Raw genomic sequence first — 13,799 nt, forward strand, 5'->3', positions numbered from 1 at the left:
ATGACTGGGGTGAAGTCGTAACAAGGTAGCCGTAGGGGAACCTGCGGCTGGATCACCTCCTTAATCGAAGACTCAGCTTCTTCGCAAGTTCCCACACGAATTGCTTGATTCATTGAAGAAGACGATAGAAGCAGTTTTTGCTTTGCAAACCCGATTCGGGTCTGTAGCTCAGTTGGTTAGAGCGCACCCCTGATAAGGGTGAGGTCGGCAGTTCGAATCTGCCCAGACCCACCAGTTACTTGGTGAGTTGTTGGTTAGAGCGCACCCCGCCCCCAAGGTAAAGAGTGGTGAGGTCAGGTTCTTTGCAGTTCGAATCTGCCCAGACCCACCAATTTTGTTATGGGGCCATAGCTCAGCTGGGAGAGCGCCTGCCTTGCACGCAGGAGGTCAACGGTTCGATCCCGTTTGGCTCCACCATAACTGCTTCTGATTGCTGAAAGCTTAGAAATGAGCGCTCCATCCGCTGGGATGATGAGTGTTGATTTCTGGTCTTTTGACTGGATCGTTCTTTAAAAATTTGGGTATGTGATTGAAATATAGACTGGGCACCTCTTTCACTGGTGCGTGTCCAGGCTAAGGTAAAGTTTGTGAAATGCAAACTTTCGGCGAATGTCGTCTTCACAGTATAACCAGATTGCTTGGGGTTATATGGTCAAGTGAAGAAGCGCATACGGTGGATGCCTTGGCAGTCAGAGGCGATGAAAGACGTGGTAGCCTGCGAAAAGCTTCGGGGAGTCGGCAAACAGACTGTGATCCGGAGATGTCTGAATGGGGGAACCCAGCTGTCATAAGACAGTTACCTTACACTGAATACATAGGTGTATGGAGCGAACCAGGGGAACTGAAACATCTAAGTACCCTGAGGAAAAGAAATCAACCGAGATTCCCTTAGTAGTGGCGAGCGAACGGGGACCAGCCCTTAAGTTGATTTGAGATTAGCGGAACGCTCTGGAAAGTGCGGCCATAGTGGGTGATAGCCCTGTACGCGAAAATCTCTTGTCAATGAAATCGAGTAGGACGGGGCACGAGAAACCTTGTCTGAACATGGGGGGACCATCCTCCAAGGCTAAATACTACTGACTGACCGATAGTGAACCAGTACCGTGAGGGAAAGGCGAAAAGAACCGCGGAGAGCGGAGTGAAATAGATCCTGAAACCGTATGCGTACAAGCAGTGGGAGCCCACTTTGTTGGGTGACTGCGTACCTTTTGTATAATGGGTCAGCGACTTATTTTCAGTGGCGAGCTTAACCGAATAGGGGAGGCGTAGCGAAAGCGAGTCTTAATAGGGCGTCTAGTCGCTGGGAATAGACCCGAAACCGGGCGATCTATCCATGGGCAGGTTGAAGGTTGGGTAACACTAACTGGAGGACCGAACCGACTACCGTTGAAAAGTTAGCGGATGACCTGTGGATCGGAGTGAAAGGCTAATCAAGCTCGGAGATAGCTGGTTCTCCTCGAAAGCTATTTAGGTAGCGCCTCATGTATCACTGTAGGGGGTAGAGCACTGTTTCGGCTAGGGGGTCATCCCGACTTACCAAACCGATGCAAACTCCGAATACCTACAAGTGCCGAGCATGGGAGACACACGGCGGGTGCTAACGTCCGTCGTGAAAAGGGAAACAACCCAGACCGTCAGCTAAGGTCCCAAAGTCATGGTTAAGTGGGAAACGATGTGGGAAGGCTTAGACAGCTAGGAGGTTGGCTTAGAAGCAGCCACCCTTTAAAGAAAGCGTAATAGCTCACTAGTCGAGTCGGCCTGCGCGGAAGATGTAACGGGGCTCAAACCATGCACCGAAGCTACGGGTATCATCTTAGGATGATGCGGTAGAGGAGCGTTCTGTAAGCCTGTGAAGGTGAGTTGAGAAGCTTGCTGGAGGTATCAGAAGTGCGAATGCTGACATGAGTAACGACAATGGGTGTGAAAAACACCCACGCCGAAAGACCAAGGTTTCCTGCGCAACGTTAATCGACGCAGGGTTAGTCGGTCCCTAAGGCGAGGCTGAAAAGCGTAGTCGATGGAAAACAGGTTAATATTCCTGTACTTCTGGTTATTGCGATGGAGGGACGGAGAAGGCTAGGCCAGCCTGGCGTTGGTTGTCCAGGTTTAAGGTGGTAGGCTGAAATCTTAGGTAAATCCGGGGTTTCAAGGCCGAGAGCTGATGACGAGTGTTCTTTAGAACACGAAGTGGTTGATGCCATGCTTCCAAGAAAAGCTTCTAAGCTTCAGGTAACCAGGAACCGTACCCCAAACCGACACAGGTGGTTGGGTAGAGAATACCAAGGCGCTTGAGAGAACTCGGGTGAAGGAACTAGGCAAAATGGCACCGTAACTTCGGGAGAAGGTGCGCCGGTGAGGGTGAAGGACTTGCTCCGTAAGCTCATGCCGGTCGAAGATACCAGGCCGCTGCGACTGTTTATTAAAAACACAGCACTCTGCAAACACGAAAGTGGACGTATAGGGTGTGACGCCTGCCCGGTGCCGGAAGGTTAATTGATGGGGTTAGCTAACGCGAAGCTCTTGATCGAAGCCCCGGTAAACGGCGGCCGTAACTATAACGGTCCTAAGGTAGCGAAATTCCTTGTCGGGTAAGTTCCGACCTGCACGAATGGCGTAACGATGGCGGCGCTGTCTCCACCCGAGACTCAGTGAAATTGAAATCGCTGTGAAGATGCAGTGTATCCGCGGCTAGACGGAAAGACCCCGTGAACCTTTACTATAGCTTTGCACTGGACTTTGAATTTGCTTGTGTAGGATAGGTGGGAGGCTTTGAAGCGTGGACGCCAGTCTGCGTGGAGCCAACCTTGAAATACCACCCTGGCAACTTTGAGGTTCTAACTCAGGTCCGTTATCCGGATCGAGGACAGTGTATGGTGGGTAGTTTGACTGGGGCGGTCTCCTCCTAAAGAGTAACGGAGGAGTACGAAGGTGCGCTCAGACCGGTCGGAAATCGGTCGTAGAGTATAAAGGCAAAAGCGCGCTTGACTGCGAGACAGACACGTCGAGCAGGTACGAAAGTAGGTCTTAGTGATCCGGTGGTTCTGTATGGAAGGGCCATCGCTCAACGGATAAAAGGTACTCCGGGGATAACAGGCTGATACCGCCCAAGAGTTCATATCGACGGCGGTGTTTGGCACCTCGATGTCGGCTCATCACATCCTGGGGCTGAAGCCGGTCCCAAGGGTATGGCTGTTCGCCATTTAAAGTGGTACGCGAGCTGGGTTTAGAACGTCGTGAGACAGTTCGGTCCCTATCTGCCGTGGACGTTTGAGATTTGAGAGGGGCTGCTCCTAGTACGAGAGGACCGGAGTGGACGAACCTCTGGTGTTCCGGTTGTCACGCCAGTGGCATTGCCGGGTAGCTATGTTCGGAAAAGATAACCGCTGAAAGCATCTAAGCGGGAAACTTGCCTCAAGATGAGATCTCACTGGAACCTTGAGTTCCCTGAAGGGCCGTCGAAGACTACGACGTTGATAGGTTGGGTGTGTAAGCGCTGTGAGGCGTTGAGCTAACCAATACTAATTGCCCGTGAGGCTTGACCATATAACACCCAAGCAATCTGCAAAAAGACAGCAGATTGCGGTGTGTGAAGACGCATGAAGACGAAAGTTTGCGTACACACAAGCGGTACCTTGATCACATACCCGATTTGCTGAAGCGTTCTCAGGAACGAGTCAGTACCCGAATTTCTTGACGACCATAGAGCGTTGGAACCACCTGATCCCATCCCGAACTCAGCAGTGAAACGATGCATCGCCGATGGTAGTGTGGGGTTTCCCCATGTGAGAGTAGGTCATCGTCAAGATTAAATTCCAGAACCCCATTTGCGAAAGCAGATGGGGTTTTGTTTTTGCGCGCGGAAAAAGCTGCCAACTAACCCTCCCAACCAATTAGAGCTCAAGCGCAGCACGCCTGCGGCCCAAGTGGTGAAACGTATGCTTGCGCAGGTCTTCTGTATGGCTATCATGCGCGTCTTACTACTAGGCACTCTCACTCATGCATACACTGCTAAAGCTACTTGAAGACGGTGCGTTTCACTCCGGCGAGGATCTGGGGCTTGCGCTGGGCGTCAGCCGGAGCGCCGTCTGGAAGAAGCTGCAGCAGGTCCAGGCTGACCTCGGCATAGAAATTTACAAGGTGCGCGGTCGTGGCTACCGATTGGCGTCGCCGCTGTCCTTGCTGGACTATGAGGCGCTGCGCCGGGAACATGTCGGGTTGGGTTGGACGTGCAGGATTCACGAAATTATCGACTCAACTAATGCTGAAGCCATGCGCGTAGCGAATTCAGGCGCTGAACTTCCTTGCTTGGTTCTTGCAGAGCGGCAGACGGCTGGCCGCGGAAGGCGTGGCCGTCAGTGGGTAAGTCCTTTCGCTGAAAATCTCTATTACAGCCTCGCCTTGCGTCTGGATGGCGGGACGCGCCGCCTGGATGGCCTCAGTCTTCTCGTAGGCCTTGCTGTGGTAGATACGCTGCGAGAGCTCGGTATTGGTACTGCGGGGCTGAAATGGCCTAACGACATTCTGGTTGGCGGTAAGAAGATTGCTGGGGTTCTGCTCGAACTCACCGGCGATCCTGCCAATGTATGTCATGTAGTGATTGGTATTGGGATCAACGTGAATATGCGTGAATCCATTAACGTAGACCAGGCTTGGACTTCATTGGCTCTGGAGCTTGTGCATGTTCAGGATCGGAATCGCGTTGCTTGCGCGCTCAGTCGAAATCTCAGCGTTTATCTTGCTGGTCATCAGGAGAAAGGCTTTGCGGCCTACCGAAGAGATTGGGAAGACAAGCACTTATGGCAGGGCCTTGCGGTCGCTCTCACTACGGGTGCGCAGATCACCAAGGGTGTGGTCTTGGGAGTTGGTGACGATGGAGCGCTACGGCTGGAGGTAGGTGGCCGTGAGGAGCAGTTTGCCGGGGGGGAGGTGAGTCTGAGGCTCGAGGGTAATTAGGGGAGAGATAGGAGTTGATAGATATGCATTCGGATGCGTGTTGTCTATGAGGTGATTATGCCCTGGGCGTTTTTTTTGTTGCTCATGTTGAACGGTCTTTATTTTGTCTGGCATCAGCAGGATGCGCCGCTACGCCCGAAAGAGGTCGAGCCGCTGTTAACCCATCGATCATATGGCCAGGATATTCGGCTGCTTAGCGAGTCCGGATTGGGTAGGAGTAAGGAGCGGATGGACGCAGAGCAAGAGAAATGCCTCTATTTGGGCGGCACCGCCAAGCGGGCTGAGGTGACGCTTCTCGAGCAGCGCCTTGTTGCGTTGGATATCGATACTCACCTGGGAAAGCGCCTGGATCAGCGAGGCAGCGTGTTTTGGCTAAAAATTGCGCCTGCGAGTAGGCGGCTGGTGAGCGATGCGCTTATCGCCGAGCTCCGTAGAGATTTTCCCATGCTAAAAAATGAAATAATGTCGTGTGAAGGCATTGCAACCCCAGATTAGTTTGAATAGAATGGCGCCCGCTTCGCAGTGCAGATCGCTTGATTCGTACTGGTGTAGCAAGAGTCAATGCTTGTAACCTCAAGTTTTTATTGAGAAAAAGGTTGACAGAAGGGTGGCATCATATAGAATGCTGCCTCGCTTAGGAGGGGTTCCCGAGCGGCCAAAGGGATCAGACTGTAAATCTGACGTCTACGACTTCGAAGGTTCGAATCCTTCCCCCTCCACCATATTTTGAGCGTAAGCAGCAAAGCTCAGCGGGTATAGTTTAGTGGTAGAACCTCAGCCTTCCAAGCTGATGATGCGGGTTCGATTCCCGCTACCCGCTCCAAGTTTGCTGGTTGTGCAATGTGTTTTGCTCTTGTAGCTCAGTTGGTAGAGCACACCCTTGGTAAGGGTGAGGTCAGCGGTTCAAATCCGCTCAAGAGCTCCATTACTAAGGCAGATATGTGAGTATCTGCCTTTGTTTTAGGCGCCAAGAATCCCGGGATCTTTACGCTCTTGGTGAGCTGGTGCTGCAGTGAGTCGATTTTTGCCATCGCATTATCGAGTTGCTGTTGAAATCTTCCTGTCAGGTCCGCATAATGTTCGGCCTGATTTTGCTTTTAGGTCAGTAGCTCAATTGGCAGAGCGACGGTCTCCAAAACCGTAGGTTGGGGGTTCGATTCCCTCCTGACCTGCCAGATTCTCAAATGTATCTGGCTTTCTTTTCACAGGATTTTAGTAGATGAATCCAAAGGCTGAAGCCCAAGACTCCCGGTTTGATCTCGTGAAGTGGCTTGTAGTAGTGCTTCTGGTGGTCGTGGGTGTCGTTGGAAATCAATACTATTCTGCGCAACCAATCCTGTATCGCGTTCTTGCCCTGCTTGTAATCGCCGCCGTGGCAGCCTATGTGGCGCTGCAGACGGGGAAGGGCAAGGCTTTCTTTGTTTTGGCCAAGGAAGCGCGCGCTGAGATTCGTAAAGTCGTGTGGCCTACGCGCCAAGAGACTACCCAGACCACTTTGATCGTGGTTGCAGTGGTTCTTGTGATGGCGCTGCTGTTGTGGGGGTTGGATTCCCTGCTCGGCTGGCTTGTTTCCTTGATTGTCGGCTAAGGGTGTCCCGTGGCTAAGCGTTGGTACGTAGTGCATGCCTACTCGGGTTACGAGAAGCATGTCATGCGCTCACTGGTTGAGCGCGTAAAGCTTGCAGGCATGGAAGATGGCTTCGGCGAAATTCTGGTCCCTACTGAAGAAGTAGTGGAAATGCGTAACGGCCAGAAACGCAAAAGTGAACGTAAGTTCTTCCCTGGCTATGTGCTTGTCCAGATGGACATGAACGAAGGTACCTGGCACTTGGTTAAGGATACTCCTCGTGTCATGGGCTTCATTGGCGGCACTGCAGACAAGCCTGCCCCAATTACCGATAAAGAAGCTGAAGCCATTCTGCGTCGCGTCGCTGATGGCAGCGATAAGCCAAAGCCAAAAACTCTGTTCGAGCCGGGCGAAGTCGTTCGTGTTACAGACGGTCCGTTTGCTGACTTCAACGGTACCGTTGAAGAGGTCAATTACGAGAAGAGTCGGATCCAGGTGGCCGTGCTCATTTTCGGACGCTCCACTCCGGTGGAGCTGGAGTTCAGTCAGGTCGAAAAGGCGTAACTGATCTCAGAATCCCATACCCCGCAGCCTTGGGCTGTGGGGTTTTTTCGTCACCGGGATAAACGCGCAAGTAACCGGGGAGCCTCTCGAGGCGCTAGAACCCGTAATTGGAGTGCCTCATGGCCAAGAAGATTACCGCTTACATCAAGCTTCAAGTGAAAGCAGCTCAGGCTAACCCGAGCCCGCCCGTTGGTCCTGCACTGGGTCAGCACGGCGTGAACATCATGGAGTTCTGCAAAGCGTTCAACGCCCGTACTCAGGGTATTGAGCCAGGTCTGCCTACTCCTGTGATCATCACTGTTTACAGTGACCGCAGCTTCACATTTGAAACCAAAAGCACCCCGGCTTCGGTACTGCTGAAAAAAGCAGCTGGCTTGACCAGCGGCTCGGCTCGTCCGAATACCGTAAAAGTTGGCACTGTGACCCGTGCTCAGCTTGAAGAAATCGCCAAGGCAAAAAATGCCGACTTGACCGCTGCTGATATGGACGCCGCCGTGCGTACAATCGCCGGTTCCGCTCGTAGCATGGGCCTTAACGTGGAGGGTGTGTAATGGCTAAGCTGACTAAGCGCCAAAAGGCTATCGCTTCCAAGGTTGAAGCTGGCAAATCGTATAACTTCAACGAAGCTGCTGCCCTGCTGGCTGAGTTGTCGACAGTGAAGTTCAGCGAGTCCGTAGACGTCGCTGTGAACCTCGGTGTTGACCCACGTAAATCCGACCAGGTTGTACGTAGCGCTACCGTACTGCCACACGGCACTGGCAAGACCGTTCGTGTAGCTGTATTTACTCAGGGTCCAGCTGCTGAAGCTGCTCTGGCTGCCGGTGCTGATCGCGTTGGTATGGACGATCTGGCTGCTGAAATGAAGGGCGGCGATCTGAACTATGACGTCGTTATTGCCTCCCCGGACGCAATGCGTGTTGTTGGTCAGTTGGGTCAGATCCTCGGCCCGCGTGGCCTGATGCCTAACCCGAAGGTCGGTACTGTTACTCCAGACGTAGCCACTGCCGTTAAAAATGCCAAGGCTGGTCAGGTTCGCTATCGCACCGATAAAAACGGCATTATCCACACTTCCGTTGGCAAGGTCGGCTTCGAAGCAGACAAGCTGCGTGAGAACGTTGAAGCACTGATCGCTGATTTGAAGCGTATCAAGCCTGCTTCCTCGAAAGGTATCTACGTCAAGCGCGTAACCCTGAGCACTACTATGGGCCCAGGCTTGGTCATCGACCAAGGTTCGTTGGACGCGTGAGACTGGCACGGCGCGGGTAACCGCGCCGTTGCGAAAATTGGGGTCCCTGCCTGGCGGGGGCTATCCAAGACCGTAGGCGGCGAAAGTCTTAAACCTCAAGCCTACGCAGATGGTGCTCCCGGTTCCTTACCGAATCAGACACCAAAACGACATCCGGCTCAGGTCAGATGAAACGGTAACAAGCAGGAGTTAAACCCGTGGCAATTAAACTCGAAGACAAGAAGGCCATCGTCGCTGAAGTCAACGAGGCTGCCAAAAACGCTCTGTCTGCTGTTGTGGCTGATGCCCGCGGTGTGACAGTAGGCGCGATGACCGGACTCCGTAAAGAGGCTCGTGAAGCTGGCGTATACGTGCGTGTCGTACGTAACACCCTGCTCAAGCGCGCCGTTGCTGACACTGAATACAGTGTCCTCAACGATGTGTTCACCGGCCCGACCTTGATCGCGTTCTCCAATGAACACCCTGGCGCTGCTGCCCGTTTGTTCAAAGAGTTCGCTAAAGGTCAGGATAAGTTCGAGATCAAGGCAGCTGCGTTCGAGGGCAAGTTCCTCGCACCTAATCAGATCGACGTACTGGCAACATTGCCGACCCGCAACGAAGCGATTTCCCAGCTGATGAGCGTGATTCAAGGCGCTACCAGCAAGCTCGCTCGTACACTGGCGGCCATCCGCGAACAGAAAGAAGCCGCTGCAGCCTAAGGGCAGGCACTTCCTCTCGCGTATTTTTGTTTATTTCGATGGTCGCGTAGGCCGTCCCCCAATTCAGGAATTAGAGTCATGTCTATCTCTCAAGACGATATCCTCAACGCCGTAGCTGAAATGTCCGTTCTGCAGGTTGTAGAGCTGATCAAAGCATTCGAAGAAAAATTCGGTGTTAGCGCTGCCGCTGCTTCCGCTGGTCCAGCTGCTGCTGCTGCCGTTGTTGAAGAGCAAACCGAATTCAACGTCATGCTGCTGGAAGCGGGCGAGAAGAAAGTTAACGTCATTAAAGCAGTTCGTGAACTGACCGGTCTGGGCCTGAAAGAAGCCAAGGCAGTCGTTGACGGTGCTCCAGCAATGGTCCTGGAAGCAGTAGCAAAAGACGCTGCTGACAAAGCCAAGGCTACCCTGGAAGAAGCAGGCGCTAAAGTCGAGCTGAAGTAAGCATCGACTTTGCGTTTCCAGCCCAAGCGTTAAGCGAAAGGCTGATGGCTGGTGGCTTCTGCCACCGGCCTTTTTCCGTTGTTGGCAGCTGATTCGGTTAGCGCTGATTACGTGATCTACCCACCTTGAACGGTGGCGCGAACCATGGGGTTCGCAAGATTTTTCTGGCTGCTCCCGTCGGGAGGAGCCAAACAAGCAGGTGACCAAGCTGGGGAACGCTGATGGCTTACTCATATACTGAGAAAAAACGTATCCGCAAGGACTTTAGCAAGTTGCCGGACGTCATGGATGTGCCTTACCTCCTGGCCATCCAGCTGGATTCGTATCGTGAATTCTTGCAAGCGGGAGCGACTAAAGATCAGTTCCGCGACGTGGGCCTGCATGCGGCCTTCAAATCTGTTTTCCCGATCATCAGCTACTCCGGCAATGCTGCTTTGGAGTATGTGGGTTATCGTCTGGGCGAACCGGCTTTTGATGTCAAGGAATGCGTGCTCCGCGGTGTGACATACGCCGTACCTTTGCGGGTAAAAGTACGTCTGATCATTTTCGACAAAGAATCGTCGAATAAAGCGATCAAGGACATCAAAGAGCAAGAAGTCTACATGGGTGAAATCCCCCTGATGACTGAGAACGGTACCTTCGTTATCAACGGTACCGAACGAGTGATCGTTTCCCAGCTGCACCGTTCCCCAGGCGTGTTCTTTGACCACGACCGCGGTAAGACGCACAGCTCTGGCAAACTGTTGTACTCGGCTCGCATCATTCCTTACCGTGGTTCGTGGCTGGACTTCGAATTCGATCCGAAAGACTGTGTCTTCGTACGTATCGACCGTCGCCGCAAACTCCCTGCATCGGTTCTGCTCCGTGCATTGGGTTACACCACTGAAGAAGTGCTGGATGCCTTCTACACCACCAACGTATTCCACGTTCATGGCGAGAACCTGAATCTGGAGTTGGTGCCTCAGCGCCTGCGTGGCGAAATTGCCGTTCTGGATATACTGGACGACAAGGGCAAGGTCATCGTTGAGCAAGGCCGTCGTATCACGGCTCGCCACATTAACCAGCTCGAAAAAGCGAACATCAAGACCCTTGAAGTTCCGCTCGACTACGTAATCGGCCGCACTAGCGCCAAAGCGATCGTGCACCCCGCGACGGGCGAGATCATTGCCGAGTGCAATACCGAGCTGAACACCGAGATCCTGGCGAAGATTGCCAAGGCTCAGGTTGTCCGTATCGAGACGCTGTACACGAACGATATCGACTGCGGCCCGTTCATTTCCGACACCTTGAAGATCGACTCGACCGGCAATCAGCTTGAAGCCCTGGTCGAAATCTATCGGATGATGCGTCCTGGCGAGCCACCTACCAAGGATGCTGCCGAGACCTTGTTCAACAATCTGTTCTTTAGCCCAGAGCGTTACGATCTGTCGGCTGTAGGTCGGATGAAGTTCAACCGTCGTATCGGTCGTACCGAGATCGAAGGTTCTGGCGTGCTTCACAAAGACGACATCGTCGCTGTATTGAAGACTCTGGTCGACATCCGGAACGGTAAAGGCATCGTCGATGACATCGATCACCTTGGTAACCGTCGCGTTCGTTGCGTAGGTGAGATGGCCGAGAACCAGTTCCGTGTAGGTCTGGTGCGTGTTGAGCGCGCGGTCAAAGAACGTCTTTCGATGGCGGAAAGCGAAGGCCTGATGCCTCAAGACCTGATCAACGCCAAGCCTGTAGCGGCGGCGGTGAAAGAGTTCTTCGGTTCCAGCCAGCTTTCACAGTTCATGGACCAGAACAACCCGCTGTCCGAGATCACTCACAAGCGTCGCGTCTCTGCACTCGGCCCTGGTGGTCTGACGCGTGAGCGTGCTGGCTTTGAAGTCCGTGACGTACACCCGACTCACTACGGTCGCGTGTGCCCGATTGAAACGCCGGAAGGTCCGAACATTGGTCTGATCAACTCCTTGGCTGCCTATGCGCGCACCAACCAGTACGGCTTCCTCGAGAGCCCGTACCGTGTGGTTAAAGATGCTCTGGTAACTGACGAAATTGTTTTCCTCTCGGCTATTGAGGAAGCAGATCACGTCATTGCCCAGGCTTCTGCCGCAATGAACGACAAGAAGATCCTGATTGACGAGCTGGTTGCTGTTCGTCACTTGAACGAGTTCACCGTCAAGGCGCCGGAAGACGTCACCCTGATGGATGTTTCGCCGAAGCAGGTTGTATCGGTCGCGGCATCGCTGATCCCGTTCCTTGAGCACGACGACGCCAACCGTGCGTTGATGGGTTCGAACATGCAGCGTCAGGCTGTCCCAACATTGCGCGCTGACAAGCCGCTGGTTGGTACTGGCATGGAGCGCAACGTTGCGCGTGACTCCGGTGTTTGCGTCGTGGCCCGTCGTGGCGGCGTGATCGACTCGGTAGACGCCAGCCGTATCGTGGTTCGTGTTGCAGATGACGAAGTTGAGACAGGCGAAGCCGGTGTCGACATCTACAACCTGACCAAATACACACGTTCGAACCAGAATACCTGCATCAACCAGCGTCCGCTGGTGAGCAAGGGTGACCGCGTTCAGCGTAGCGACATCATGGCTGACGGCCCGTCCACCGATATGGGTGAACTGGCGCTGGGTCAGAACATGCGCATCGCGTTCATGGCGTGGAACGGCTTCAACTTCGAAGACTCCATCTGCCTGTCCGAGCGTGTTGTTCAGGAAGACCGCTTCACCACGATCCACATTCAGGAACTGACCTGTGTGGCGCGTGATACCAAGCTCGGGCCTGAAGAGATCACTGCCGACATCCCTAACGTGGGTGAGGCAGCACTGAACAAGCTGGATGAAGCTGGTATCGTTTATGTAGGCGCTGAAGTCGGCGCAGGCGACATCCTGGTAGGTAAGGTCACTCCGAAAGGCGAGACCCAGCTGACCCCGGAAGAGAAGCTGCTGCGTGCGATCTTCGGTGAAAAAGCAAGCGACGTTAAAGACACGTCCTTGCGCGTGCCTACCGGTACCAAAGGCACCGTTATCGACGTTCAGGTCTTCACTCGTGATGGCGTTGAGCGTGATGCTCGTGCGCTGTCCATCGAGAAGAGCCAGCTCGACGAGATCCGCAAGGACCTGAACGAAGAGTTCCGCATTGTTGAAGGCGCAACGTTCGAACGTTTGCGTTCCGCTCTGGTGGGTCGTACCGCTGAAGGTGGTGCTGGCCTGAAGAAGGGGCAGGAAATCACCAATGAAATTCTGGACGGCCTGGAACACGGTCAGTGGTTCAAGCTGCGCATGGTCGAAGATGCGCTGAACGAGCAACTCGAGAAAGCTCAGGCTTACATCGTCGATCGTCGCCGTCTGCTTGACGACAAGTTCGAAGACAAGAAGCGCAAGCTGCAGCAGGGCGATGATCTTGCTCCAGGTGTACTCAAGATCGTCAAGGTTTACCTTGCCATCCGCCGTCGTATCCAGCCTGGCGACAAGATGGCCGGTCGTCACGGTAACAAAGGTGTGGTCTCCGTGATCATGCCGGTTGAAGACATGCCGCACGATGCCAACGGTACTCCGGTGGATATCGTCCTCAACCCGTTGGGTGTACCTTCGCGTATGAACGTCGGTCAGATCCTCGAAACCCACCTCGGCCTCGCGGCTAAGGGGTTGGGCGAGAAGATCAACCGCATGCTTGAAGAGCAGCGTAAAGTCGTTGAACTGCGTAAGTTCCTGAACGAGATCTATAACGAGATCGGCGGCCGTCAAGAGAGTCTAGATGACCTGTCTGATCAGGAGATTCTGGATCTGGCGAAGAACCTGCGTGGCGGCGTTCCAATGGCTACCCCGGTATTTGACGGTGCGAAGGAATCCGAAATCAAGGCAATGCTCCGCCTGGCGGACATGCCGGACAGTGGCCAGATGCAGCTGTTCGACGGCCGTACCGGCAACAAGTTTGAGCGTCCGGTCACCGTTGGCTACATGTACATGCTGAAGCTGAACCACTTGGTGGACGACAAGATGCACGCGCGTTCCACTGGTTCGTACAGCCTGGTTACCCAGCAGCCGCTGGGTGGTAAGGCTCAGTTCGGTGGTCAGCGTTTCGGGGAGATGGAGGTTTGGGCGCTGGAAGCTTATGGCGCGGCGTACACTCTGCAAGAAATGCTCACAGTGAAGTCGGACGACGTGAACGGTCGGACCAAGATGTACAAGAACATCGTGGACGGCGATCACCGTATGGAGCCGGGCATGCCCGAGTCCTTCAACGTGTTGATCAAAGAAATCCGTTCGCTCGGTATCGATATCGATCTGGAAACCGAATAACACGTGACGCGAATCGAGGGTGGGTCGGTATG

9 protein-coding genes, 6 tRNA genes and 3 rRNA genes (1 of these 18 running past the window's edge) are annotated in these 13,799 nt (G+C 53.8%); all 18 read left to right on the forward strand.

The genetic code is table 11. The annotated features are described in order from the left end of the window. Positions 1 to 63 (forward strand): 16S ribosomal RNA (locus M1E04_RS02325); it begins 1,474 nt to the left of the window's first position. A gap of 94 nt (positions 64 to 157) precedes the next feature. Continuing rightward, positions 158 to 234 (forward strand) — tRNA-Ile (locus M1E04_RS02330). A gap of 107 nt (positions 235 to 341) precedes the next feature. Further along, positions 342 to 417 (forward strand) — tRNA-Ala (locus M1E04_RS02335). 233 nt (positions 418 to 650) lie between these two features. Beyond that, a 23S ribosomal RNA gene (locus M1E04_RS02340) occupies positions 651 to 3,543 on the forward strand. Between the two features lie 146 nt (positions 3,544 to 3,689). After that, positions 3,690 to 3,805: ribosomal RNA gene (gene rrf / locus M1E04_RS02345) — 5S ribosomal RNA — on the forward strand. Together the 16S, 23S and 5S rRNA genes with 2 tRNA genes alongside form the textbook arrangement of a ribosomal RNA operon. A 191-nt stretch (positions 3,806 to 3,996) precedes the next feature. Further along, positions 3,997 to 4,953, forward strand: a complete 957-nt coding sequence (gene birA, locus M1E04_RS02350; protein ID WP_456292335.1) for a bifunctional biotin--[acetyl-CoA-carboxylase] ligase/biotin operon repressor BirA — start codon at positions 3,997 to 3,999, stop codon at positions 4,951 to 4,953. 57 nt (positions 4,954 to 5,010) lie between these two features. Then, a complete protein-coding gene (locus M1E04_RS02355) occupies positions 5,011 to 5,448 on the forward strand; it encodes a hypothetical protein (RefSeq protein WP_456293139.1) in 438 nt (145 codons plus the stop codon). Positions 5,449 to 5,590: 142 nt separating this feature from the next. Continuing rightward, positions 5,591 to 5,675: transfer RNA gene (locus M1E04_RS02360), tRNA-Tyr, on the forward strand. 27 nt (positions 5,676 to 5,702) lie between these two features. After that, a tRNA-Gly gene (locus tag M1E04_RS02365) sits at positions 5,703 to 5,776 on the forward strand. A 26-nt stretch (positions 5,777 to 5,802) separates the two neighbouring features. Beyond that, positions 5,803 to 5,878: transfer RNA gene (locus tag M1E04_RS02370), tRNA-Thr, on the forward strand. A 174-nt stretch (positions 5,879 to 6,052) separates the two neighbouring features. Next, positions 6,053 to 6,128 (forward strand) — tRNA-Trp (locus M1E04_RS02375). Positions 6,129 to 6,172: 44 nt separating this feature from the next. Beyond that, a complete protein-coding gene (gene secE, locus M1E04_RS02380) occupies positions 6,173 to 6,541 on the forward strand; it encodes a preprotein translocase subunit SecE (RefSeq protein ID WP_037017694.1) in 369 nt (122 codons plus the stop codon). A 9-nt stretch (positions 6,542 to 6,550) separates the two neighbouring features. After that, positions 6,551 to 7,084, forward strand: coding sequence for a transcription termination/antitermination protein NusG (gene nusG, locus M1E04_RS02385; RefSeq protein WP_003317113.1), 534 nt, complete (start codon positions 6,551 to 6,553; stop codon positions 7,082 to 7,084). Between the two features lie 119 nt (positions 7,085 to 7,203). After that, positions 7,204 to 7,635 (forward strand): 50S ribosomal protein L11, encoded by a 432-nt coding sequence (gene rplK / locus M1E04_RS02390; protein ID WP_037017696.1) that lies wholly within the window; start codon positions 7,204 to 7,206, stop codon positions 7,633 to 7,635. Continuing rightward, positions 7,635 to 8,330 carry a 50S ribosomal protein L1 gene (gene rplA, locus M1E04_RS02395; RefSeq protein ID WP_065988464.1) on the forward strand — a complete coding sequence of 232 codons (696 nt, stop codon included), beginning with the start codon at positions 7,635 to 7,637 and terminating at the stop codon, positions 8,328 to 8,330. Before rplK ends, rplA begins: the two co-directional genes overlap by 1 nt. Positions 8,331 to 8,527: 197 nt before the next feature. Then, a complete protein-coding gene (gene rplJ, locus M1E04_RS02400; protein ID WP_065988463.1) occupies positions 8,528 to 9,028 on the forward strand; it encodes a 50S ribosomal protein L10 in 501 nt (166 codons plus the stop codon). 78 nt (positions 9,029 to 9,106) lie between these two features. Then, positions 9,107 to 9,472, forward strand: a complete 366-nt coding sequence (gene rplL / locus M1E04_RS02405; RefSeq protein ID WP_019409897.1) for a 50S ribosomal protein L7/L12 — start codon at positions 9,107 to 9,109, stop codon at positions 9,470 to 9,472. Between the two features lie 221 nt (positions 9,473 to 9,693). Beyond that, a complete protein-coding gene (gene rpoB, locus M1E04_RS02410) occupies positions 9,694 to 13,767 on the forward strand; it encodes a DNA-directed RNA polymerase subunit beta (protein ID WP_065988462.1) in 4,074 nt (1,357 codons plus the stop codon). Positions 13,768 to 13,799: the final 32 nt, after the last annotated feature.

The organism is Pseudomonas sp. AK106 (genome assembly GCF_053903055.1).